The organism is Pseudomonas sp. S3_B11 (assembly GCF_054667715.1).
In genome coordinates, this window is record NZ_CP162749.1 from 2,671,744 (window position 1) to 2,691,813 (window position 20,070).

Below are 20,070 nucleotides of genomic sequence, written 5' to 3' on the forward strand. Positions count from 1 at the left end.
GTCGGCACATCCAGCATGGAGGGGTGACTGATCGACCGCTATCGCGAGCAAGCTCGCTCCCACAGGTGCTACATTTTCCACAGGTTCTGCATTTGCCAGAGTTGGCTCAGCGCTTGACCACCAAGTCCTTCGGCAACTTGAAGGTCCAGAGCATGCCGCCCTGGTTGAAGTCCTTCACGCGCTTGGCCACCTCGCCGCCCCACAGCGGCACCGCGCCGCCCCAGCCGGAGACCACGGAGACGTATTGCTCGCCGTCCATTTCCCAGGTGATGGGCGAGCCGAGCACGCCGGAGCCGGTCTGGAATTCCCAGACCTTTTCCCCGGTCTTGGCGTTGAATGCCTGCAGGAACCCTTCAGGCGTACCGGTGAACACCAGGTTGCCCTTGGTGGTCAGGACCCCGCCCCACAGCGGCGCGTAGTTCTTGTGGCGCCAGACTTCCTTGCCGGTCTTGGGGTCGATGGCCCGCAGCACGCCGATGTAATCCTCGTTCAGCGGCTTGATGGTGAAACCGGCTCCGAGGAACGCCGCGCCTTTCTTGTAGGCGATGCCTTCGTTCCAGATGTCCATGCCCCACTCGTTGGACGGTACGTAGAACAACCCGGTGTCCTGGTTATACGCCATCGGCATCCAGTTTTTTGCGCCGAGGAAGGCCGGTGCGACAAACACCGAACTGCCTTTGGCTTCGCTGCCCGGCGCGCCCGGACGACTGGCCTCGTTGTAGATCGGCCGCCCATCCTTGTCCAGGCCAGTGGCCCAGGTGATCTTGTCGACAAACGGGAAGCCGCGGATGAACTTGCCGTTGGTGCGGTCGAGCACGTAGAAGAAGCCGTTACGGTCCGCGGTCGCCGCCGCCTTGATGTCCTTGCCACCTTCCTTGTAGTTGAACGAGATCAGTTCATTGACGCCGTCATAATCCCAGCCGTCGTGAGGCGTGCTCTGGAAGTGCCATTTGATGCTGCCATCGTCCGGGTTCAGGGCCAGGCGCGACGACGAATAGAGGTTGTCGCCAGGACGCAGGTGGGAGTTCCAGGGCGCCGGGTTGCCGGTGCCGAACAGCAACAGGTTGGTTTCCGGATCGTAGTAGCCGCCCAGCCAAGGCGCGGCACCGCCGGTTTTCCAGAGATCACCCGGCCAGGTCTTGCCCGCCTCGCCGCCGGAAATACCATTCTCGATGGCTTTGCCGTCCTTGTAGACGTAGCCCATGTGGCCTTCCACGGTTGGGCGGGTCCACAGCAGGTCACCGTTCTTCGGGTCGTAGGCGCTGATCTGGCCAACCACGCCGAACTCGCCCCCGGCCACGCCGGTGATCAGCTTGCCGTTGATGACCAGCGGCGCGGCGCTGATGGAGTAGCCTTCCTTGTGGTCGGCCACCTTCTTGCTCCACACCACTTTGCCGGTGTCCTTGTTCAAGGCCACCAGCTTGGCGTCGAGGGTGCCGAAGAACACCAGGTCGCCGTACAACGCTACGCCACGGTTGATCACGTCGCAGCAAGGACGGATGTCATCGGGCAGGCGCGCATCGTATTGCCACAGCTTCTTGCCGGTGCGCGCATCCACTGCGAATACCCGAGAGTAGGAACCGGTGAGGTACATCACACCGTCCTTGATCATCGGCTGGGCTTGCTGGCCACGCTGCTTTTCGCCGCCGAAGGAGAACGCCCAGACCGGTCGCAGGTCCTTCACGTTATCGACATTGAGGGTATCGAGCGGGCTGTAGCGCTGGCCCTGGACACCCAGGCCGTTGGTCACGATCTGTTGCGGGTTTTTCGGGTCCTGGAGAATTTCCTGATCGGTCACGGCTGCAAGGGCCGAACCGGACAGCAGCATGGCACTGAGCAGCAGGCTCACGGCGAAGGGTTGGCGACGTGCGGGATGACTCATGACGGCTACCTCTGCGGTTATTGTTATACCCGGGAATTTTTCCCGGTCTGCCACAGATTCTTGGGCTCGGAGCCGTTGCCAACAATTGCCCGCTGTGTTGAGTTTTCTAGTTCCTTGGTACACATAGAGGAGTGCGTTCAGTCAGGGTCGTGGGCATCCACCCGCTTCATCCCCGCCCGCTCATAGCGCGGATAGAGATGACTGACGCTGCGAATCAACTCATAGCGACTCAGGCTGATCCCGGCAAAGCGCTCGGGAATGGGGCTGCGGATCATCTCGGCCATGTCGTCGCCCCGCGCCGCGCCATCGCGCATCAGTTGGTCGAGCCAGCCCAGGTAGTCGCGCATCTGTGCAAAGGGCCGGGCGTCGGTCGCGACCGGGCCGTGGCCGGGCACGATCTGCTTCCAGGGCAAGGCCTGCAAGGTGTCCAGGTCCCGGAGCCAGATCTCGAGTCCCGGGCTGTTGGGTGTGGTCAGGGCGCGTTCGTAAAACACCAGGTCGCCGGCAAACAGCACGCCGGTGGTTTCGTCGAGGATCGCCAGGTCGGCCCCGGTGTGCCCGGCCAGTTGCAGCAAGCGCAACGAATGGTCACCCACCCTGAGCGGCCCCGCAGCCAGCTCTCGAGTCGGCAACACCACCTCGGTGCCGCGCATCCAGTCGCCCACCAGCCGGTACATGTTTTCCGCCAGCGCATCACCCTGTTGCCGCAGCAGGTCGGTGGTGCCCGCCAAGGCGCCAATGGGCACGTCGCTGAAGGCTTGGTTGCCCAATACATGGTCGGGGTGGTGATGGGTCAGCAGGACCTGGATCACCGGTTTGTCGGTGGTCGCGGCAATGGCCTGGCGCAGCGCCTCGCCGTAGCGCTTCGACGGCCCGGTATCGATCACCACCACGCCGGCATCGGTAACGATGAACGCGGTGTTGACGATGTTGCCGCCGTTGGCCTTGGCAAAATTCTCGGTGCTGCCTTCCAGCAGCCAGGTGCCTTCGGCGATCTGCCGGGGCTTGAGTGCGTAGCCCGTCCCGGCCCACGTCGGCCAGCACAGGCTCAGGAACATCAGCAACAACCAGCGCATGGCGCGCTCCTTGTGGTCAGGGGATCGCCGCCTCGAACGTATTGCCGCTGTTGTCGCGCAGCAGCAGGCGGGTCTGGCCCGGGCCTCGGATGTCGAAGCCCAGGTTGGGGTTTTCGCTGACCGCCGGGAACAGCTCCAGGCGCGCCAGCACCTGGCCGTCGGCGTCCAGCAGTTGCGCCTGGTTGAGGAAAAATTCCGGGATGCCGCTCACCAGGCCGTTATCCATCGGATGAGCCACCTGCAGGCGCAGGCGGCTCGAATCGCCCCGGGGATAGCGGGCGCCCAGTACCTCGCCCAAGTGTTCCTCCCAACCTGGCTGGGTGCGCACCACGCTGGGCGCGGTGCAGCCGCCACCGGCCGCGTCGATCAGCGTCGAGCCGACGTGCCACAAGCCATCGCGGGTCTGCACGGCGGCGCGCAACGGCGTGGCTTGCTCGATGCGAATGCGGATCGACAGCCAGGGCAGCACTCGCTCCCCCGGTTGGAAGTCGACGATTTTCGGCAACGGGTTCAGTTCGGCCCAGGCCAGCACCCGCACGACGTCGCCGGTGAAGGCCCGGGCATCTATTTCCAGTGGCACCTGGCGGGCGTCTTCGGCAAAGGGTGGCGCCAGCAGGCGCACCCGGTCATCGAACACGAACGGCGCGTCCCCCAGCAATTGCTTGTGATAAAAGGCCCACATCACCGATGGCACCGGGTCCTTCCCTGGCTCGACCGCCGCCCAGGCGGTCATTGGCAGGCCGCACCACAGCAGGCACCACATGACCCATTTCATCCCGGCGCTCCTATTGATACATCTCCGGCACTTCGTAACGCAGGCCGTAATGGGCATAGACGGTCTTGACGCTGCCGTCGCGGATCAAGCCTTCCAGCGCCTCTTCCACCGCATAGGCCAGCTGACGGTTGCTTTCATGCACCGCCATGCCGATTTCCCAACGTTGCTTGCCCATGTTCGGGTAGGCATTCTCCGCCAGCGCCAGTTGCGGATCGGCCGCCTCGTGCACTTGCCAATCGACCTCACCGCGCATGGCCATGACAGCGTCCACCTCCCCGGCCTGCATGGCCTTGAAGGCCTGGCTGACACCGGGGTAATGGTGGGTCTTGGCGCTGAGCATGCCGTTGAACACCGACGTCAGGTAGAACGACGGCACGCTGTCGACTTCAACGCCAATGGGGTGCTGCTGGAACACCGCGACACTGCCCACCGAATCCAGTCGGCGGCGGTCAAATGCCACCTGCCAGCATTCCTGCTGATAAGGGCCGAACATCACCACCTGGGCGTTTGCCAGTTCGCCGATGTCGTTGCGCCTTTGCACGTAGTCATGATCGTACGGGACACGCATCATCAGGTCGGCGAGTTGTCGATCGTGCAGCGGACTGCTGCGCCAGATGTAATCGCGCAGATCGTCATCGAGTTTTTCGCCCGGCGGTGCCCACATCAGTTGCAGGCGCACGCCAAGCGCCTTGGCCAGGGCCTGGGCCAGTTCCACGTCCACGCCCCTGGGTTGGCCGTGGTCTTCGAAACTGTAGGGCGCGAAGTCCTTGTAGACCGCGACCTTCAACTCACCGGCCGCGATCATCTGGTCGTAGCTGCGCACCTGCGCCTGCACCGCCTGGCCCCACAGGAGCAGGCTGCACATTACCCACGCGAACAGGCGCATGGCGATCACTCCTCGACGTGCACGCTGTCGAGATAGGTGCGCACCGCCCACAAGGCTTCCTGGCTCAGGTAGTCGGCCATTTTTGGCATGTAGACCCGGCCGTCGCGCACCGCACCGTGACGTACGCGCTCGACAAACCACTCATCACCGGCGTCGGCGGCGTCGAGCATGCGCAGGTCCGGGGCGATGCCGCCCGATTTGGCTTCCAGGCCATGGCAGGCCGCGCAGTTCTGGTTGTAGGCCGATGAGCCGATTTCCAGTGCCCGGTCGTGTTCAGGTGAGGCGCGATAAGGGTTCACCGTGGCCCAGCCGTCACCGTCCAGTGCGACACCGGTGTCCTTGATCGGGGTCAGACCCTTGGTTTCCACTGCCTGGGGCACTACGTTGCCATGGGCCCATGCGGAGCCTGCGCCGGTCAGCCCCATCAGTAATGCGGTAGCGATGATGGCGTTGCGTTTTGTTGTCATTGTTATGCCCTCTGGATTGCACGCAAGACCTCTGTGAAGAAGCCGTGCCGTCATCTTAGGAACCCCCTTGCCCCAGCCGAATGCTGCTTTGGTGGCCGGGGTCTAGTTCCTTGGTAGCAAGCCATCCGACGCAGGTCGTAAAGACAGGCGGTTCGGGAAGTCTTCCCGGCAAGGGCGGGACTTTTTCCGTATCGGCAACGTCGTGGCGCGACTCACCCTAGTCAGGCCAAAACCTTTCACTGGGAACTGCCACCATGAGAATAAAAACGCTACCCGCCCTCTCCTCCCTGACCGTTGCCTTGCTGCTGGCCGGCAGTCTGTCGTCGAGTCCCTCGGCGCACGCTGCCGTCACCTGGGAAGACATCGCCAACGACCACCTGACCACCAAGGACGTGCTGCAATACGGCATGGGCACCAACGCCCAGCGCTGGAGCCCGCTGGCCCAGGTCAACGACAAGAACGTGTTCAAGCTGACCCCGGCCTGGTCCTACTCATTCGGCGACGAGAAGCAGCGCGGCCAGGAGTCCCAGGCCATCGTCAGCGACGGCGTGGTGTACGTCACCGGCTCGTACTCGCGGGTATTCGCCCTCGACGCCAAGACCGGCAAGCGCCTGTGGACCTACAACCACCGGCTGCCGGACAACATTCGCCCGTGCTGCGACGTGGTCACCCGCGGCGCGGCCATCTACGGCGACAAGATCTACTTCGGCACCCTGGACGCGCGAGTCGTCGCCCTGGATAAAAACACCGGCAAAGTGGTGTGGAACAAGAAGTTCGGCGACCACGCCGGCGGCTACACCATGACCGGCGCCCCGGTGCTGATCAAGGACAAGACCAGTGGCAAGGTCCTGCTGATCCATGGCAGTTCCGGCGACGAGTTCGGTGTGGTCGGGCAACTGTTCGCCCGCGACCCGGACACCGGCGACGAAGTCTGGATGCGCCCGTTTGTCGAAGGCCACATGGGCCGCCTCAACGGCAAGGACAGCACGCCGACCGGCGACGTCAAGGCGCCCTCCTGGCCCGACGACAAGACCACTGCAACCGGCAAGGTCGAAGCCTGGAGCCACGGCGGCGGCGCACCTTGGCAGAGTGCCAGTTTCGACGCCGAGACCAACACCATCATCGTCGGCGCGGGCAACCCCGGCCCGTGGAACACCTGGGCGCGCACGGCCAAGGACGGCAACCCTCACGACTTCGACAGCCTCTATACCTCCGGCCAGGTCGGGGTCGACCCAAGCACTGGCGAAGTGAAGTGGTTCTACCAACACACGCCCAACGACGCCTGGGACTTCTCCGGCAACAACGAGCTGGTGCTGTTCGACTACAAGGATAAGGACGGCAAGGTGGTCAAGGCCACCGCCCACGCCGACCGCAACGGTTTCTTCTACGTGGTGGACCGCAACAACGGCAAGCTGCAGAACGCCTTCCCGTTCGTCGACAACATCACCTGGGCCAGCCACATCGACCTCAAGACCGGTCGCCCAGTGGAGAATCCCGGCCAGCGTCCGGCCAAGCCATTGCCGGGTGAAACCAAGGGCAAGCCGGTGGAAGTCTCGCCGCCCTTCCTCGGTGGCAAGAACTGGAACCCCATGGCCTACAGCCAGGACACCGGCCTGTTCTACGTCCCCGGCAACCAGTGGAAAGAGGAATACTGGACCGAGGAAGTGAACTACAAGAAAGGCTCGGCCTACCTGGGCATGGGCTTTCGCATCAAGCGCATGTACGACGATCACGTCGGCAGCCTGCGGGCGATGAACCCCACCACCGGCAAGGTGGTCTGGGAACACAAGGAACCTCTGCCACTATGGGCCGGTGTGCTGGCGACCAAGGGCAACCTGGTGTTCACCGGCACCGGCGACGGCTTCTTCAAGGCCTTCGACGCCAAGACCGGCCAGGAACTGTGGAAATTCCAGACCGGCAGCGGCATCGTCTCCCCGCCAATCACGTGGGAGCAGGACGGCGAGCAATTCATCGGCGTGACCGTCGGCTACGGTGGCGCCGTACCGTTGTGGGGCGGCGACATGGCCGAACTGACCAAGCCGGTGGCCCAGGGTGGGTCGTTCTGGGTGTTCAAGATTCCGAGCTGGGATAAGGCGACGGCGCAGAAATAACCTGACCCTCACCACAATCCCCTGTGGGAGCGGGCTTGCTCGCGAAAGCGGTGGTTCAGTTGATAGGGATTTTGACTGTGCCTACGTCTTCGCGAGCAAGCCCGTTCCCACACTTGCCCGAGTTCCTGCCATGAAATCATTGCCATTGCTGCTTCTGTTCATCGGCGCCCTTGCCCATGCCGACGACCCTGACACCCCCCTGACGATCAACGGCTGCCTCATCGCCGAATCCAGCCAATGCCCCGGCGCCAACCTTCGCGGTGCAAAACTGGCGAACCAGGACCTGCGCAAGATGAACCTCAGCGGTGCCGATCTGCGCGACGCCGATCTGCGGCACGCGCGACTGGACCTGGCCAATCTTGAGAAAGCCCAGCTACAGGGCGCCAACCTGACCCGTGCCAGCCTGCAACAAAGCAACCTGCGCCTGGCGGACTTCAGCGGCGCCACACTCAAGGCGATCCAGGGTTGGGGCCTGTTCGCCCAGGGCGCGCAATTCCAGCGTGCCGACCTGACGGCGGCCTACCTGCAATTCGCCCGCTTGTCCGGCGCCCGCTTGCACGAGGCCAACCTGCAGGCGGCGGACCTGGAAATGGCCTGGCTGAGCAAGGCCGACCTCAAGGGCGCCGACCTGCGCGACGCCAACCTGCAGGAAGCCAAGCTCGGTGAAAGCAACCTGGAACAGGCCAACCTGAGCGGTTCTCGCCAGCATTACGGGAATTTCCAGGATGCCAATATGCAAGGCTGTACCGGGTGCCCGACGTCGTGGGATCAGTGAAGACCTGATCGCTCCTACGCTCCGCGTGGGAATGCCTCAACGGACGCTCCGCGTTCGGCTCTGATCATTTCAGCCAGCCACCCGCACCACCCCCATATCGATCCCCAGATGCACCAACTCGGCATGGGAACTGACCTGCAACTTGCTCTTGAGCAGCGTCAGGTGGTTGGACACGGTCTTGGCGCTGATGCACAGCTGTTCGGCAATGGTGCGGGCGGGGGTGCCCTTGGCGAGCATGACGAAAATCTCCAACTCCCGTTGGGTCATGCATTGCAGGCGCGGGTCGACATCCTGGCGCGAGCTGGTGCAGGCCAGTTGCGTGGCCAGGGATTGCTCGATGTAGACATGCCCGGCCAGCACCCGGCGTACCGCTTCCATCAGCACCTGGGGTGCCGAATTCTTGGTCAGGTAGCCCGCGGCACCGGCGTCCAATGCCTGGCGCACCAAGGGCAATTCATCGTGCATGCTGAAGAACAACACCCGCAGCTGTGGCAGGCGCTGGCGTAGCCGGCGGGTGGTTTCCAAGCCACTGATACCGGGCAGGCCGAAGTCCATGATCACCAGATGCGGCACCTGCTCCTGGACCTGGCTCAACGCCTCCTCGCCGGTGGCTGCTTCGCGGACCTGCAGGTCCGGCATCAACACCCGCAAAAGGCTGGCATAGCCCTGCCGAACCACCGCATGGTCGTCCACCAACAAAATGTTCATCACGCCTCCAAGGCAATATTCAAGGCCAGCGCCCACCCGGCGCCAGGCTGGCTGACGATGCGCAGCTCACCGCCCAGGCTGCGCGCCCGCTCAGACATCGAGTGCAAGCCAACACCGGCGCGCGATGGTTGCGTCGCTCCGCAACCGTTGTCGCGCACCAGCAACCGCAGGCGCCCGGCGCGGTGTTGCAGGCGAATCCGCACCTGCGTGGCGCCGGCATGCCGGGCAATGTTGGTCAACGCTTCCTGCAACAAACGATACAAATGGGTCTTGTCCGGCCCGGACAAGGGCGGCAGCGTTTTGTCGATCCACACCTGACAGGCGATGCCCTGGTTGGCCTGCCATTGCCCGGCCAATAGCCTGATGGCCTCGCACAACGGCAGGTGCTGCAACACCACGGGGTACAAGTCATGCACCAGCGCCCGGAAACCCAATTGCAAATGCTCGCAATGCTCTTCGAGCTGGCTGACGGTCTGCTCCAGCGCCAGGGGTTGATCCATCACCAGCCGCAGCAGGCAGGCGCGGGCCCGAATACCGGCCACGTATTGGCCCAGATCGTCGTGCAGGGTCTGGGCCAGTTGGGTGCGCTCCTGCTCCTGCACGGCCAGCAAGGCGTGGGTAAGCCGGGCGTTATCGGCCTGGGCCTCGGCCAGGGCGGCGGTCATGCGATTGAAATGCCCCGCCAGATGCTGCGCCTCCGGGATACCCTCAGTACCCAGGCGCACCTGCAGGTTCCCGGCTGACACCTGACGCAACGCATGCAGCAACTCATCGAGCAAACGCATGCCCCGGCGTACCCCCCAGCGAATCACCAACAGGCTGAGCGACAGCGCCAGGGCGCAGACGTACAACAGTTGCACCAAGGAATCGAGAATCTCGTCGATTTCATCGCGCGGGTCGACGGCAATCCAGGCCCGCCGACCGTCCGGCAAATCCACCACCTGGGCCGCAGGGCCGTCATCCAGTAACCGGCGGCCGAGCCAGGCCTTCATCCCGTCTTCATCCGCCGGGAACAGTTCCCCAGGGGCCAGCCAACTGACCCGCACATGCCGCAGGCTGCCGGTCAATCGCGGCTGGAGACTGGCCGGATCGCGCTCGGCGGTTTCGCGCAGGTAATGCACCACCGACCCGGCCGATTGCAGCTCGCGTTTCACATCGGCCGTGGCCTGGTGCAACAACAGGACTGCACAGGCCAGGGTGACCAGGGCGAAAAAGGCACAAACCCAGAGGTTGATGCGCCAGAGGGCTGACATGGCTAGCGCTCCAACCCTGAATTGACACCCACCCCCTGTGGGAGCGAGCTTGCTCGCGATGACGGCGGCACATCCGGTACTGAAGTTGACTGAACCACCGCTATCGCGAGCAAGCTCGCTCCCACAGAGGGGCTTGGAGGTTTCCAGGTTCTGGGACGATCAACCCCGATCAAACTCAGGATCAGCAGAAACGGCAGCAGCAACGCTTTGAGAATCCGCATGGTCTGTCCCCTCCTGGCCAATGACGATGCCTAGCATGCTAAAACCCCGGCCTCCAAGGCGAGTTACTACCTTGGTACTGCACCGGCGGTACTTTCTGCATATTTCCCCATGACCCTGGGCTTCCTATGCTGGGGCTACCTGCAATGGAGGATGTCATGCGCCGGCTCGTCAGTTACGCCCTGGTTTCTCTGCTGGCAGCGGCAACCGCTCACGCGGGCGATATCACACCGCTGCAAGTGCGCATCGGCTACCTGGGTTATCGTCCCGATCCGGGCCCGTTGCTGTCCAACGTCATTGCCGAACCGGCCGATGCCGGGTTGCGCGGCGCTGAACTGGCAATCGTCGACAGCAACAGCACCGGACGTTTTCTCAAGCACGACTACCGCCTGGAAAGCGCCAGCGTCGACACTCCCGAAGCGCTGCTCCAGGCCGCCCGGGCCCAACACGACCAGGGTCTGCGGCTGTTCGTGGTCAACGCACCGGCCGCCAGCCTGCGCCAACTCAGCGCCGCCCTGCCCGACAGCCTGCTGTTCAACGCCGGTAGCCCCGACGACAGCCTGCGCACCACCGACTGCCTCGGTAACGTGCTGCACAGCCTGCCCGACCGCGCCATGCTCGCCGATGCCCTGGTGCAGTTCAGCGTCGTGCGTAAATGGCAGCGGGCCTTGCTGATCGTCGGCCAGACGCCCGAGGACCAGGCCTATGCCGCCGCATTGCGCCGGGCCATGAAACGCTTCGGCATGAAGATCGTCGCCGAGAAGGCCTGGCAGTTCGACAACGACCAGCGTCGCAGCGCCCAGGCCGACATGCCACTGTTCACCCAGACCGCCGAGTACGACGTGGTGCTGGTAGCCGACGAGCGCGGCGACTTCGGCGAATACCTGCCCTACCAGACCTGGTATCCACGCCCAGTGGCCGGCACCCAAGGGCTGACCCCCACCGGTTGGCACAAGACCGTGGAAACCTACGGCGCGGCGCAGTTGCAAAAACGCTTCGAAGCCCTGGCCGGACGCTGGATGAACGACCGCGATTTCGCCGCCTGGATTGCCGTGCGCAGCATCGCCAGCGCCGTGAGCAAACTGCGCCAGGACGACCCGCTCGCCATCCGCCAACTGGCCCTCAGCGACCAGTTGCCCCTGGACGGCTTCAAGGGTCGCAAGCTCAGCTACCGGCCCTGGAACGGCCAGTTGCGCCAACCAATTGCGCTGGTCCAGCCACGGGCACTGGTCAGCACCTCGCCCCAGGACGGTTTTCTGCACCCTTCCAATGAAATGGACAGCCTGGGCTATGACCAGCCCGAAGTGAGCTGCCGTTACCCCTGATCGATAACAACAATAAGGAAAACCGCCATGCGCCGCTCCCTGATTCACCCGGCCCGGCTCTGCCCGACCCGGCTATGCAAAGCCCTCGCCCTGGGCGCCGCGTTGCTCGCCGCCGGTCCCGCCGCCGCCAGCATCGCCTGGGTTTCCAACGAGAAAGACAACAGCCTGAGCCTGATCGACATGCAGAGCCTGGAAGTGATCGAGACCCTGCCGGTCGGCCAGCGCCCCCGGGGCCTGCTGCTGTCCCACGACAATCGCCTGCTGTACATCTGCGCCAGCGACTCGGACCGGGTCCAGGTGATGGACGTCGCCACCCGCAAGATCATCAAGGAACTGCCCTCCGGCAAGGACCCGGAGCAGTTCGCCCTGCACCCCAACGACCGCTGGCTGTATGTCTCCAACGAAGACGATGCCCTGGTCACGGTGATCGACACCCAGACCTCCGAAGTGCTGGGCCAGATCGGTGTCGGTGTCGAACCCGAAGGCATGGCCGTCAGCCCTGACGGCAAGTGGGCGGTCAACACCAGTGAAACCACGAACATGCTGCACTGGATCGATACCAGCACCCAGACCCTGGCCGACAACACCCTGGTGGATCAGCGGCCACGTTTCGTCGAGTTCAATCGCGACGGCACGCAGCTCTGGGCCTCGGCGGAGATCGGCGGCACGTTGACCGTGCTTGACGTGGCGACACGCAAGATCCTCAAGACCCTGACGTTCCAGATCAAGGGCGTGCACCCGGACAAGGTCCAGCCGGTGGGCATCAAGCTCAGCGCCGACGGCAAGCTGGCGTTCGTCGCCCTGGGCCCGGCGAACCATGTGGCGGTGATCGACGCCAAGACCTTCGAAGTGCTGGATTACCTGCTGGTGGGCCGACGGGTCTGGCAACTGGCGTTCACCCCGGACCAGAAGCAGCTGCTGGCGACCAACGGCGTCAGCGGCGATGTCTCGGTGATCGATGTAGAGAGCCGCAAGGTCCTGAAGTCGGTGAAAGTCGGGCGCTACCCTTGGGGCGTGGTGGTCACGCCATGAACGCCCTGGAGGTCAGCGACCTGAGCTTTGCCTATGGCACGCGCGAAGCCCTCAAGCAGATGAATTTCAGCCTGCCCGCCGGGCGTTTCGCTGCGCTGCTGGGGCCCAACGGTGCCGGCAAGTCGACGCTGATCGCCCTGCTCACGCGTTTGTACGACCTGCAACGTGGCGAGATCCGCATCGGCGGTCATTCCCTGCAAAAATCTCCGCGTCCGGCCTTGCGCCAATTGGGCGTGGTGTTCCAACAGAGCACCCTGGACCTGGACCTGAGCATCGAACAGAACCTGCGCTATCACCTGGCGCTGCACGGGTTTTCGCGGCGCCAGGGCAGCGCCCGCATCGACGCTGAACTGACCCGCCAGCACCTGACGGAGCGCCGCCACGAGCGGGTACGCGACCTCAACGGTGGCCATCGTCGCCGGGTCGAGATCGCCCGCGCCCTGCTCCACGAACCGCGCCTGTTGCTGCTCGACGAACCCAGCGTCGGCCTTGATCCGGCCAGCCGCCTAGCCCTGGGCCTGCACATCCGGCAACTGTGCAGCGAGCAAGGTATCAGCGTGCTCTGGACCACTCACTTGCTCGACGAAGTGCAGCCCAGCGACGATCTGTTGATCGTGCATCAGGGCCGCCTGGTCGCCAGCGGGCAGGCCGACGCGGTGAGCCTGGAACACGGCGGCACCCTCGGCTCGGCCTTCACTCGCTTGACCGCCTCGGGAGTCCGGCCATGAATGCGTACTGGCAATGTTTCAGCGGCATCGTGACGCGCGAATGGCTGCGCTTCGTACTGCAACGCACCCGGCTGCTCAGCGCCCTGGTCCGGCCCCTGCTGTGGCTGCTGGTGTTCGCCGCCGGTTTTCGCGCGGCACTGGGCATCGCCATCATCGCGCCCTACGACACCTACATCCCCTACGAGGTGTACATCGTGCCCGGGCTGGCCTGCATGATCCTGTTGTTCAACGGCATGCAGGGCTCGCTGTCGATGGTCTACGATCGGGAAATGGGCAGCATGCGCGTGCTGCTGACCAGTCCCCTGCCCCGGGCTTTCCTGCTGGCGAGCAAGTTGTTGGCGACGTCGCTGATCTCGCTCTTGCAGGTCTACGCCTTTCTCGCCATCGCCTGGTTGTACGGTATCCAGCCACCGACCATGGGCCTGCTGCTGGCCCTGCCGGCCCTGTTGCTGGTGGCCCTGATGCTCAGCGCCCTGGGCTTGTTGCTGTCCAATGCCATCCGGCAACTGGAGAACTTCGCCGGGGTGATGAATTTCGTGATTTTCCCGATGTTCTTCCTGTCTTCGGCACTGTACCCGCTATGGAAAATGCAGGAAGCCAGCCCTTGGCTGTACTGGCTCTGCTCGGTCAGCCCGTTCACCCACGGCGTGGAGCTGGTGCGTTTTGCGCTGTACGAGCAGTTCAACCTGCTGGCGATGGCGGTGTGCGTGGGGTTGACCCTGGTGTTCGCGCTGTTGGCGGTGTGGACGTTCAATCCGCAGCATGCGGCGTTGCGCAAGGCCAATTGATCCTGCCCCCTGCCCAGATTCCTGTGGGTGCAATCCTGTGGGAGCGAGCTTGCTCGCGATAGCGGTGTATCAGTCAACATCCTTGCTGAATGATCCGTCGCTATCGCGAGCAAGCTCGCTCCCACAAGGTTCTCCACAAGGGTTCTGTGCAGGGCCCATGGTCGAAATTACTACTTTAGTACTGGTTTTCCTGTCCATGGTCGCATTCACAAGACCTCGACCCTGGCATGTAATGGGCGCATAACAAAAAGGATAAATCCTATGCCCCGTTTGCTGGCGATCCTCCTGCTGGGCCTGGCGCTGAATGTTGCGCAGGCCGATACCGCGCTGTTTTCAGCGCAGGGCTATCGCATCGGCCAATACCGCAGCCCGACGCCCGCCACTGTCGACGGCGCCCAGACCCTCGACACCCAGGCCCTGCAACAGCTGCTCGGCCAAGCCTCGCCCCCAGTGCTGATCGACGTCTATCGTCGGCCGTGGGTCCAAGGGCGTTTCATCGACAACGAACCCCACGCCAATCTCCCCGGCAGCCTGTGGCTGGCCAATACTGGTGACGGCGACCTCGACCCGACCTGGCAGGACTACTTCAGCCATCACCTGCGCGCGGCCACCGGCGGGCGGTTGGATTCGCCATTGGTCTTTTATTGCCGCGCAGATTGCTGGCTGAGCTGGAACGCGGTAAAACGCGCCGCTGCCATGGGCTATAACCATCTGTACTGGTATCGCGATGGCCTCGATGCCTGGGAGGCGGCCAACCTGCCCCTGCAAGCTGCCCGGCCCGAACCCTTTCCCTGATCTTGCAAGAAGTGCGTGCAACTGCTCTGCCCCACACGACAATAACGAGGTGAATGGCCATGTATAAAATCCTGATAGCCGACGATCACCCACTGTTTCGCGAAGCCATCCACAACGTCATCAGCGACGGTTTTCCTGGCAGCGAGGTCATGGAGACCGCCGACCTGGACAGTGCCCTGGCCTTGACTGCCGAGCACGACGACCTGGACCTGATCCTGCTGGACTTGAACATGCCCGGCATGCACGGGCTCAATGGCCTGATCAACCTGCGCAACGAGGCGCCGACCATCCCCGTGGTGATTGTCTCCGCCGAGCAGGACAAACAGGTGGTGCTGCAGGCCATCACCTATGGCGCGGTGGGTTTCATCACCAAATCCTCGCCACGCTCGCAGATGACCGACGCCATCGAGCAGATCCTCAACGGCAACGTGTACCTGCCGCCGGACATCATTCGCACGCAAAAAAGCCCGATGGGCCGGCGCCTGAACGAAAACCCGAGCTTCCCGCCGGAACTGCTCCAGGCCTTGACCCGCAAGCAATTGCTGGTGCTCGAACGCATGACCAAGGGCGAGTCGAACAAACAGATCGCCTACACCCTGGACATCGCCGAAACCACGGTCAAGGCTCACGTCTCGGCGATCCTGCGCAAACTCAACGTGCACAACCGGGTGCAGGCGATCCTCAGTGCCGGGGATATTGATTTCGGGGCTTATCTGCGGCGTTGAACCGCTGGACACTGCTGAGATAGGGTGGACACCCCTGTGGCGAGGAAGCTTGCTCCCTCGCCACAACAGCGTTCGACTTAATGGCTCAGGGCCTGGCCCAACAGATGACTCATCGCAATCTTGAGCTTCATCGGTCGCACCGGCTTGTGCATCAGGGTGTGCCCGCGTTCGCGGATCTGCTGCTTGAGTTCGTTGCTGTAGTTGGCGGTGATCATCATGGCCGGGATCGGTGAGGCCCGGCGGGCGTTGATCCGGGCCACCGCATCGACGCCGTTCTGATCGTTGTCCAGGTGATAATCGGCGATCAACAGGTCAGCCTCGGCATGGTAGTTGTCCACCTGGCGGGCCAGGTCCTGTTCTGACAACGCGGTCACTACCTGGCAACCCCAGCCCTCCAGCAACGTACGCATGCCGGCACAGATCGCCGCATCGTTATCCAGTACCCAGACCCGCGCCCCACGCAGTCGTTCGAGCATCGGCTCGCTCATGTCCAGGCACGGCAGCGGCTTGGGCGCGGTGGCGCTCAGCGGCACGTCGATAGAGAACATCGAGCCCTTGCCCGGCCAGGAGCGCACCTGGATCCGGTGCCCGAGGATCCCGGCGATTTTCTCGACAATCGCCAGGCCCAGGCCCAACCCACGGTCCTGATTCGGGCGCTGCACGTCGCCGCGCTTGAACTCCTGGAATATTTCCTCCAGGCGGTTCTCGGCAATGCCGATGCCGCTGTCCCAGACCTGGATCGACACGCGCTGGCGGTGGCGCCGACAACCCAGCACCACCCGGCCGCTGGGGGTGTAGCGAATAGCGTTGCTCAGCAGATTGCGCAGGATTCGCGCGAGCAATTGCATGTCGCTGCGCACCAGCACCGAACAGCCGACAAAGTGCAGCTCCAGCCCTTCGCTGCGGGCGATCTGGGCGTATTCGGCAGCCAGGTTGTCGAGCAGCTCGCTGAGGCCGAACGGCGCGACATCGGCCTTGATCACCCCGGCGTCCAGTTTGGATATATCCACCAGGGTGCCCAACAGGTTCTCCACGTCCTGCAGTGAATTGCTGACGTTACGCACCAGTTGCGCGTTGGCAACCGGCTCGCGGCGCTCCAGCAAGGCGCTGGTGAACAGCCGGGCGGCGTTGAGCGGTTGCAGCAGATCATGGCTGACCGCTGCGAGAAACTTGGTCTTCGACAGGTTGGCCTGCTCGGCCTCGCGCTTGGCCTCCCGCAGGCGCAATTCCACCCGGCTGCGCTCTTCGATTTCGCGCAGCAACTGCTCGTTGAGGGTGGTCAGTTCGGCCGTGCGCTCCTGGACCCGCTGTTCCAGGTTCTGGTAGGCCTGGTGCAGCGCTTCAGCAGTGCGCCGGCGTTCGGTGATGTCGCGGATCAGCACGAAAATTCCCACCACTTCGCCGTTGGCCAGGCGGTTGGGTACATAGGAGCGCAGCATGTAGCGCTCCTGGTTGTTGATATTGGTCTCGGCGAACTCGAACGTCACGCTCTCACCCGCCAACGCCCGCGCCACGTAGGCCTCCAGGCGCTGGTAATGCTGCTCGCTATGGGCTTCGCGCAGGCTCTGGCCGAGCATCACGCCACGGGGCCAGCAATACCACTGCTCGTAGACCTTGTTGGTGAATTCGTAGACCAGGTCGGCGTTGAGGTAGGCGATCAGCGCCGGCACATGGTCGGTGATCAGGCGAATCCAGCGTTCGCTTTCGCTCAGCGCCTCGGCGTGCTGGTAGCGTTCGGTGATGTCGGTGAAGGTATTGACGTAGCCGCCAGTGGGCAAGGGATGCGTACGGATCTCCAGGACCCGGCCATCGGACAGGCGCTGCTCGGATTCGTGGATCAGCCGGCCGTTGCTGTCGCGACTGGCCGGGGTCAGCAGTTGCAGCTCACTGTCGGCAATCACTTCATTGAATGGCCGGTGCGCCGCTACCGGTGCCAGGCCGCTGAGTTCGAGGAAACGCCGGTTCCACAGCTCCAGCACGCCTTGGGCGTTGACCATCGCCACGCCCTGGGACAGGTTGTCCACCGCCCGCTGCAACAGGTGGGATTTCTGCGCGATGGCCTGCTCGCGGCGCACCGTTTCGCTGAGCTTGACGTCGGTGATATCGGTGAACAGGATTACCCGGCCGCCCTCCTGGGTCGGTCGCTCGCTGACTTGCAGCCAACGTCCGTTCTGCAGCCGGTACAGCACGTGCTCGTCGGCCTGGCCCCGAGGCTCTTCGCTAAACAGCCCGTTGGCGGTCATCAAGCGCTTGACCTCGGAGAGACGCATTCCGGCGATGATGCGCACCCGGCTGTTGGCCCAGAAGGCCTTGAAGCGGCTGTTGAACAGGACAATGCGTTGCTGCTCATCGAACAGCACAAACGCATCGGAGATGCTTTCGATGGCGTCGATCAGGTGCCGGTGGGCGGTTTCCGCCCGCAGCCGCGCCTCGCCCAGCAAGTGATTGCCGGCCTTGAGTTCAGCCATGGCCTGGTTCAGCGCATCGGTGCGCTCGCGCACCTGCTCGGCCAGCACCACCGAGTGCTGGAACGCCGCATACGGGTCGTTGCCCCGGGTTACGCCAGACTCCACCCGTTCGATCAGCGCCTCGTTGATGCGCCGCAACTTGCGGTTTTCGTGCTGCAGGGCAGCGAGCTGGGCCTGCAGCTCAACGATGGCCGGGGACGCGATGTCGGGCAATGGCAACTCCGGTGAACGTCTGGTTGATATGCATGCCATTGAACTGTTCTCCATAGGTGTTGAACCCCATCACCCGTTGTTCGCGCAGGAACTGGCCGATCTGCTCCAGGCCGCCGCGATCTTCCAGCTCCAGGCGCCGGAGAAAGCAATCGCAGCCGATGGTCAGCAACAGATCACCGAGACGGGCCTGCAAACCGTCGAACAGCGTTTGCAGGTTTTGCAGCAAGGGACCGGGGGTCATGGCGGTGAGAACGATGCCGTTCTCCACCGCGCAGTAGAAACTCAGGCTCAGGTCCGGGTGCACCTGCTGGATCGCCCGCACGTAGTACTGATCGTTGATGCGCACCGCCAGTGGATGGGCGGCGAAGACCCGATAGTCGAGGGCGCTCACCGGCACGCCGATGTGCCGGGCGTATTCTTCAGCGGCGGGTTCGGCGTTGAGCTCATAGACCCGCCGCGAGGCGCTGTCGGCACCGGTCACCACCAGCTTCTCTTGGCGAGGCAGGATGTGATGGGTGGTGAAGACTTCGAATTCCAGCCAGGTGTTGATCAGCACCACCACGGCCGCGCCGCTGTGGAACTGGCCTTCGAAGTACACGTGGGTGTGGGTCAGGTAGTTGTCATCGCCAGCCGACCCGCCGAAATGCGGGATGTCCCCCAGCGCGGCACTCAAGGCCGCCAGCACCATTTCCTCGCGGCTGGACAGGCCATCGAGCAGGGTCAAGGCGAAACTGTGACCCTTGATCGGGGCCAAGGCGTTGCTGCGACAGCCGCTCGCCAGGCGCTCGACCATTTGCTGGGCGTCGATCAGGCTGAAGCGCTCCATTTCACCGATCAGTTCGGCGGCGATGGAAAAGTGCCGGTGATCGAACCCCACCGCCGTCACGCAGTTGCGACCATAACCTTGGGCGGTGATTTCACCGGCGCTGGTACAGCCCACCAGGCGAATCCCGCCGAAACTCTGGGACAACGCCTGGCCCAGGGCCGGCAGGTCGTATTCGGCGGAACAGAAAAACAGCACGAAGCCCAGGTGCGGGTGCAACAACTGCCGCGCCAGCTCCTGGGCCACCTGCTGGACGTCCGTCGCCTGGGACATGGCGCTCACCACACCTTCGCTCTGGGCCTGCTGCATCTTCGCCTCCGACGGGTGCGTGATAGGAGCCCTGAGTGTACGAAGCCGCGTCGAGTCGACGAATGCTACTTGGGTAGCGGGTGGACACTTCCATGGGATGAGATTGCTCCCACAAGCGCCCCTGCCACAAGCGTGGTTTGCCGAACAAGCAATATCAGTGACTCATCGGCGCCATGGCAGTCGCCTGCCCCAGCAATTTCTGGTCGATGTCTTCCAGCCGCAGCACCCGGCCGCCGGTGTCGCTGGCGAGCTTTTGTGCCGCCTGGGGGTCGGAGAACGAGGCCAGGACAACGCCCATGGCGCCTTTAAGCCCACTGCCGATGACGAAGTAGGCGGTCCGGGCGTCGATCAGGTGGGCGTCATCCGGTGTATCCCAATGGCTGCGGCCCATGTCGTGGACATACAGCTTGACGTCAGCCCGATGGTTTTCCGGCTGCAACCACCAGCCCAGCATCTCCGCCGGCGAGCAGAATTTCTTCACGCCCCCTGCCCCGACCGCCGCGCCCTTGGGCCCGGGGAAGTCAGTGATGACCATGCCGCACACATGGCACTCGTCACTGGGATGAAACGCCAGCGCCGCCTCGCTGGCCGCAGGTGGCTCGGCCTTGCCGCAGGCCGCCAGCGCCAGGCACATCAACACCCCGGCCAAGAGGCGGCCCCCCTTGAGGTACACCTTGTTCATCGTTGCATGCTCCCTTATCAAGATTGAAAT

18 protein-coding genes are annotated in these 20,070 nt (G+C 63.6%); 8 read left to right on the forward strand and 10 right to left on the reverse strand.

Annotation, left to right across the window (positions count from 1 at the left end; all coding sequences use genetic code 11):
* Positions 1-106: 106 nt before the first annotated feature.
* The 5 genes from AB4O22_RS12230 to pedF all read right to left on the reverse strand — a co-directional run bounded on the left by AB4O22_RS12230 (position 107) and on the right by pedF (position 5,086).
* Positions 107-1,882 carry a PQQ-dependent methanol/ethanol family dehydrogenase gene (locus AB4O22_RS12230; protein WP_003201454.1) on the reverse strand — a complete coding sequence of 592 codons (1,776 nt, stop codon included), beginning with the start codon at positions 1,880-1,882 and terminating at the stop codon, positions 107-109.
* A gap of 137 nt (positions 1,883-2,019) precedes the next feature.
* Positions 2,020-2,958 (reverse strand): quinoprotein relay system zinc metallohydrolase 1, encoded by a 939-nt coding sequence (locus tag AB4O22_RS12235; protein WP_460096387.1) that lies wholly within the window; start codon positions 2,956-2,958, stop codon positions 2,020-2,022.
* A 16-nt stretch (positions 2,959-2,974) separates the two neighbouring features.
* Positions 2,975-3,733 (reverse strand): quinoprotein dehydrogenase-associated SoxYZ-like carrier, encoded by a 759-nt coding sequence (locus tag AB4O22_RS12240; protein WP_003201450.1) that lies wholly within the window; start codon positions 3,731-3,733, stop codon positions 2,975-2,977.
* Positions 3,734-3,743: 10 nt separating this feature from the next.
* A complete protein-coding gene (locus tag AB4O22_RS12245; protein ID WP_003201448.1) occupies positions 3,744-4,619 on the reverse strand; it encodes a substrate-binding periplasmic protein in 876 nt (291 codons plus the stop codon).
* Positions 4,620-4,624: 5 nt separating this feature from the next.
* Complete coding sequence (pedF, locus tag AB4O22_RS12250; RefSeq protein ID WP_003201446.1) at positions 4,625-5,086, reverse strand: cytochrome c-550 PedF; 462 nt, start codon at positions 5,084-5,086, stop codon at positions 4,625-4,627.
* Positions 5,087-5,340: 254 nt separating this feature from the next.
* Between pedF and exaA the strand changes: the two genes are divergently transcribed.
* Complete coding sequence (gene exaA, locus AB4O22_RS12255; RefSeq protein ID WP_460096388.1) at positions 5,341-7,197, forward strand: quinoprotein ethanol dehydrogenase; 1,857 nt, start codon at positions 5,341-5,343, stop codon at positions 7,195-7,197.
* Positions 7,198-7,327: 130 nt separating this feature from the next.
* Positions 7,328-7,972: a pentapeptide repeat-containing protein gene (locus AB4O22_RS12260; protein WP_003201442.1), complete on the forward strand. Its 645-nt coding sequence runs from the start codon at positions 7,328-7,330 to the stop codon at positions 7,970-7,972.
* A gap of 69 nt (positions 7,973-8,041) precedes the next feature.
* Here the strand turns inward: AB4O22_RS12260 and AB4O22_RS12265 are convergent, their stop codons facing one another.
* Together AB4O22_RS12265 and AB4O22_RS12270 are read right to left on the reverse strand one after the other, a co-directional pair.
* The gene (locus AB4O22_RS12265; protein ID WP_043042249.1) at positions 8,042-8,680 is read right to left on the reverse strand and encodes a response regulator; all 639 of its coding nucleotides are present in this window, start codon (positions 8,678-8,680) and stop codon (positions 8,042-8,044) included.
* The gene (locus tag AB4O22_RS12270) at positions 8,680-9,933 is read right to left on the reverse strand and encodes a HAMP domain-containing sensor histidine kinase (protein WP_460096389.1); all 1,254 of its coding nucleotides are present in this window, start codon (positions 9,931-9,933) and stop codon (positions 8,680-8,682) included. The genes AB4O22_RS12265 and AB4O22_RS12270 overlap by 1 nt, the downstream gene beginning before the upstream one ends.
* A gap of 377 nt (positions 9,934-10,310) precedes the next feature.
* On the opposite strand from AB4O22_RS12270, the gene AB4O22_RS12275 reads away from it, so the two are divergent.
* The 6 genes from AB4O22_RS12275 (at position 10,311) to AB4O22_RS12300 (ending at position 15,545) form a co-directional block, all read left to right on the forward strand.
* A complete protein-coding gene (locus AB4O22_RS12275) occupies positions 10,311-11,477 on the forward strand; it encodes an ABC transporter substrate-binding protein (RefSeq protein ID WP_460096390.1) in 1,167 nt (388 codons plus the stop codon).
* 27 nt (positions 11,478-11,504) lie between these two features.
* Positions 11,505-12,509 (forward strand): YVTN family beta-propeller repeat protein, encoded by a 1,005-nt coding sequence (locus tag AB4O22_RS12280; RefSeq protein ID WP_003201434.1) that lies wholly within the window; start codon positions 11,505-11,507, stop codon positions 12,507-12,509.
* Positions 12,506-13,237: an ABC transporter ATP-binding protein gene (locus tag AB4O22_RS12285; protein ID WP_460096392.1), complete on the forward strand. Its 732-nt coding sequence runs from the start codon at positions 12,506-12,508 to the stop codon at positions 13,235-13,237. Before AB4O22_RS12280 ends, AB4O22_RS12285 begins: the two co-directional genes overlap by 4 nt.
* Entirely contained in the window at positions 13,234-14,025 is a 792-nt protein-coding gene (locus AB4O22_RS12290; protein ID WP_063321456.1) for an ABC transporter permease, read from the forward strand. The genes AB4O22_RS12285 and AB4O22_RS12290 overlap by 4 nt, the downstream gene beginning before the upstream one ends.
* A 261-nt stretch (positions 14,026-14,286) precedes the next feature.
* Positions 14,287-14,820, forward strand: a complete 534-nt coding sequence (locus AB4O22_RS12295) for a PQQ-dependent catabolism-associated CXXCW motif protein (protein WP_003201429.1) — start codon at positions 14,287-14,289, stop codon at positions 14,818-14,820.
* Positions 14,821-14,879: 59 nt separating this feature from the next.
* Complete coding sequence (locus tag AB4O22_RS12300) at positions 14,880-15,545, forward strand: response regulator transcription factor (protein ID WP_014338437.1); 666 nt, start codon at positions 14,880-14,882, stop codon at positions 15,543-15,545.
* Positions 15,546-15,622: 77 nt separating this feature from the next.
* Here the strand turns inward: AB4O22_RS12300 and nahK are convergent, their stop codons facing one another.
* The 3 genes from nahK to AB4O22_RS12315 form a co-directional block, all read right to left on the reverse strand.
* Positions 15,623-18,265 (reverse strand): hybrid sensor histidine kinase/response regulator NahK/ErcS', encoded by a 2,643-nt coding sequence (gene nahK / locus AB4O22_RS12305; protein WP_460096393.1) that lies wholly within the window; start codon positions 18,263-18,265, stop codon positions 15,623-15,625.
* On the reverse strand, positions 18,195-19,358 hold the full coding sequence (gene nosP, locus AB4O22_RS12310; RefSeq protein ID WP_003201423.1) for a nitric oxide-sensing protein NosP: 1,164 nt from the start codon (positions 19,356-19,358) through the stop codon (positions 18,195-18,197). The genes nahK and nosP overlap by 71 nt, the downstream gene beginning before the upstream one ends.
* Positions 19,359-19,512: 154 nt before the next feature.
* A complete protein-coding gene (locus AB4O22_RS12315; RefSeq protein ID WP_013693250.1) occupies positions 19,513-20,040 on the reverse strand; it encodes a nitrous oxide reductase accessory protein NosL in 528 nt (175 codons plus the stop codon).
* Between the last annotated feature and the right edge of the window lie 30 nt (positions 20,041-20,070).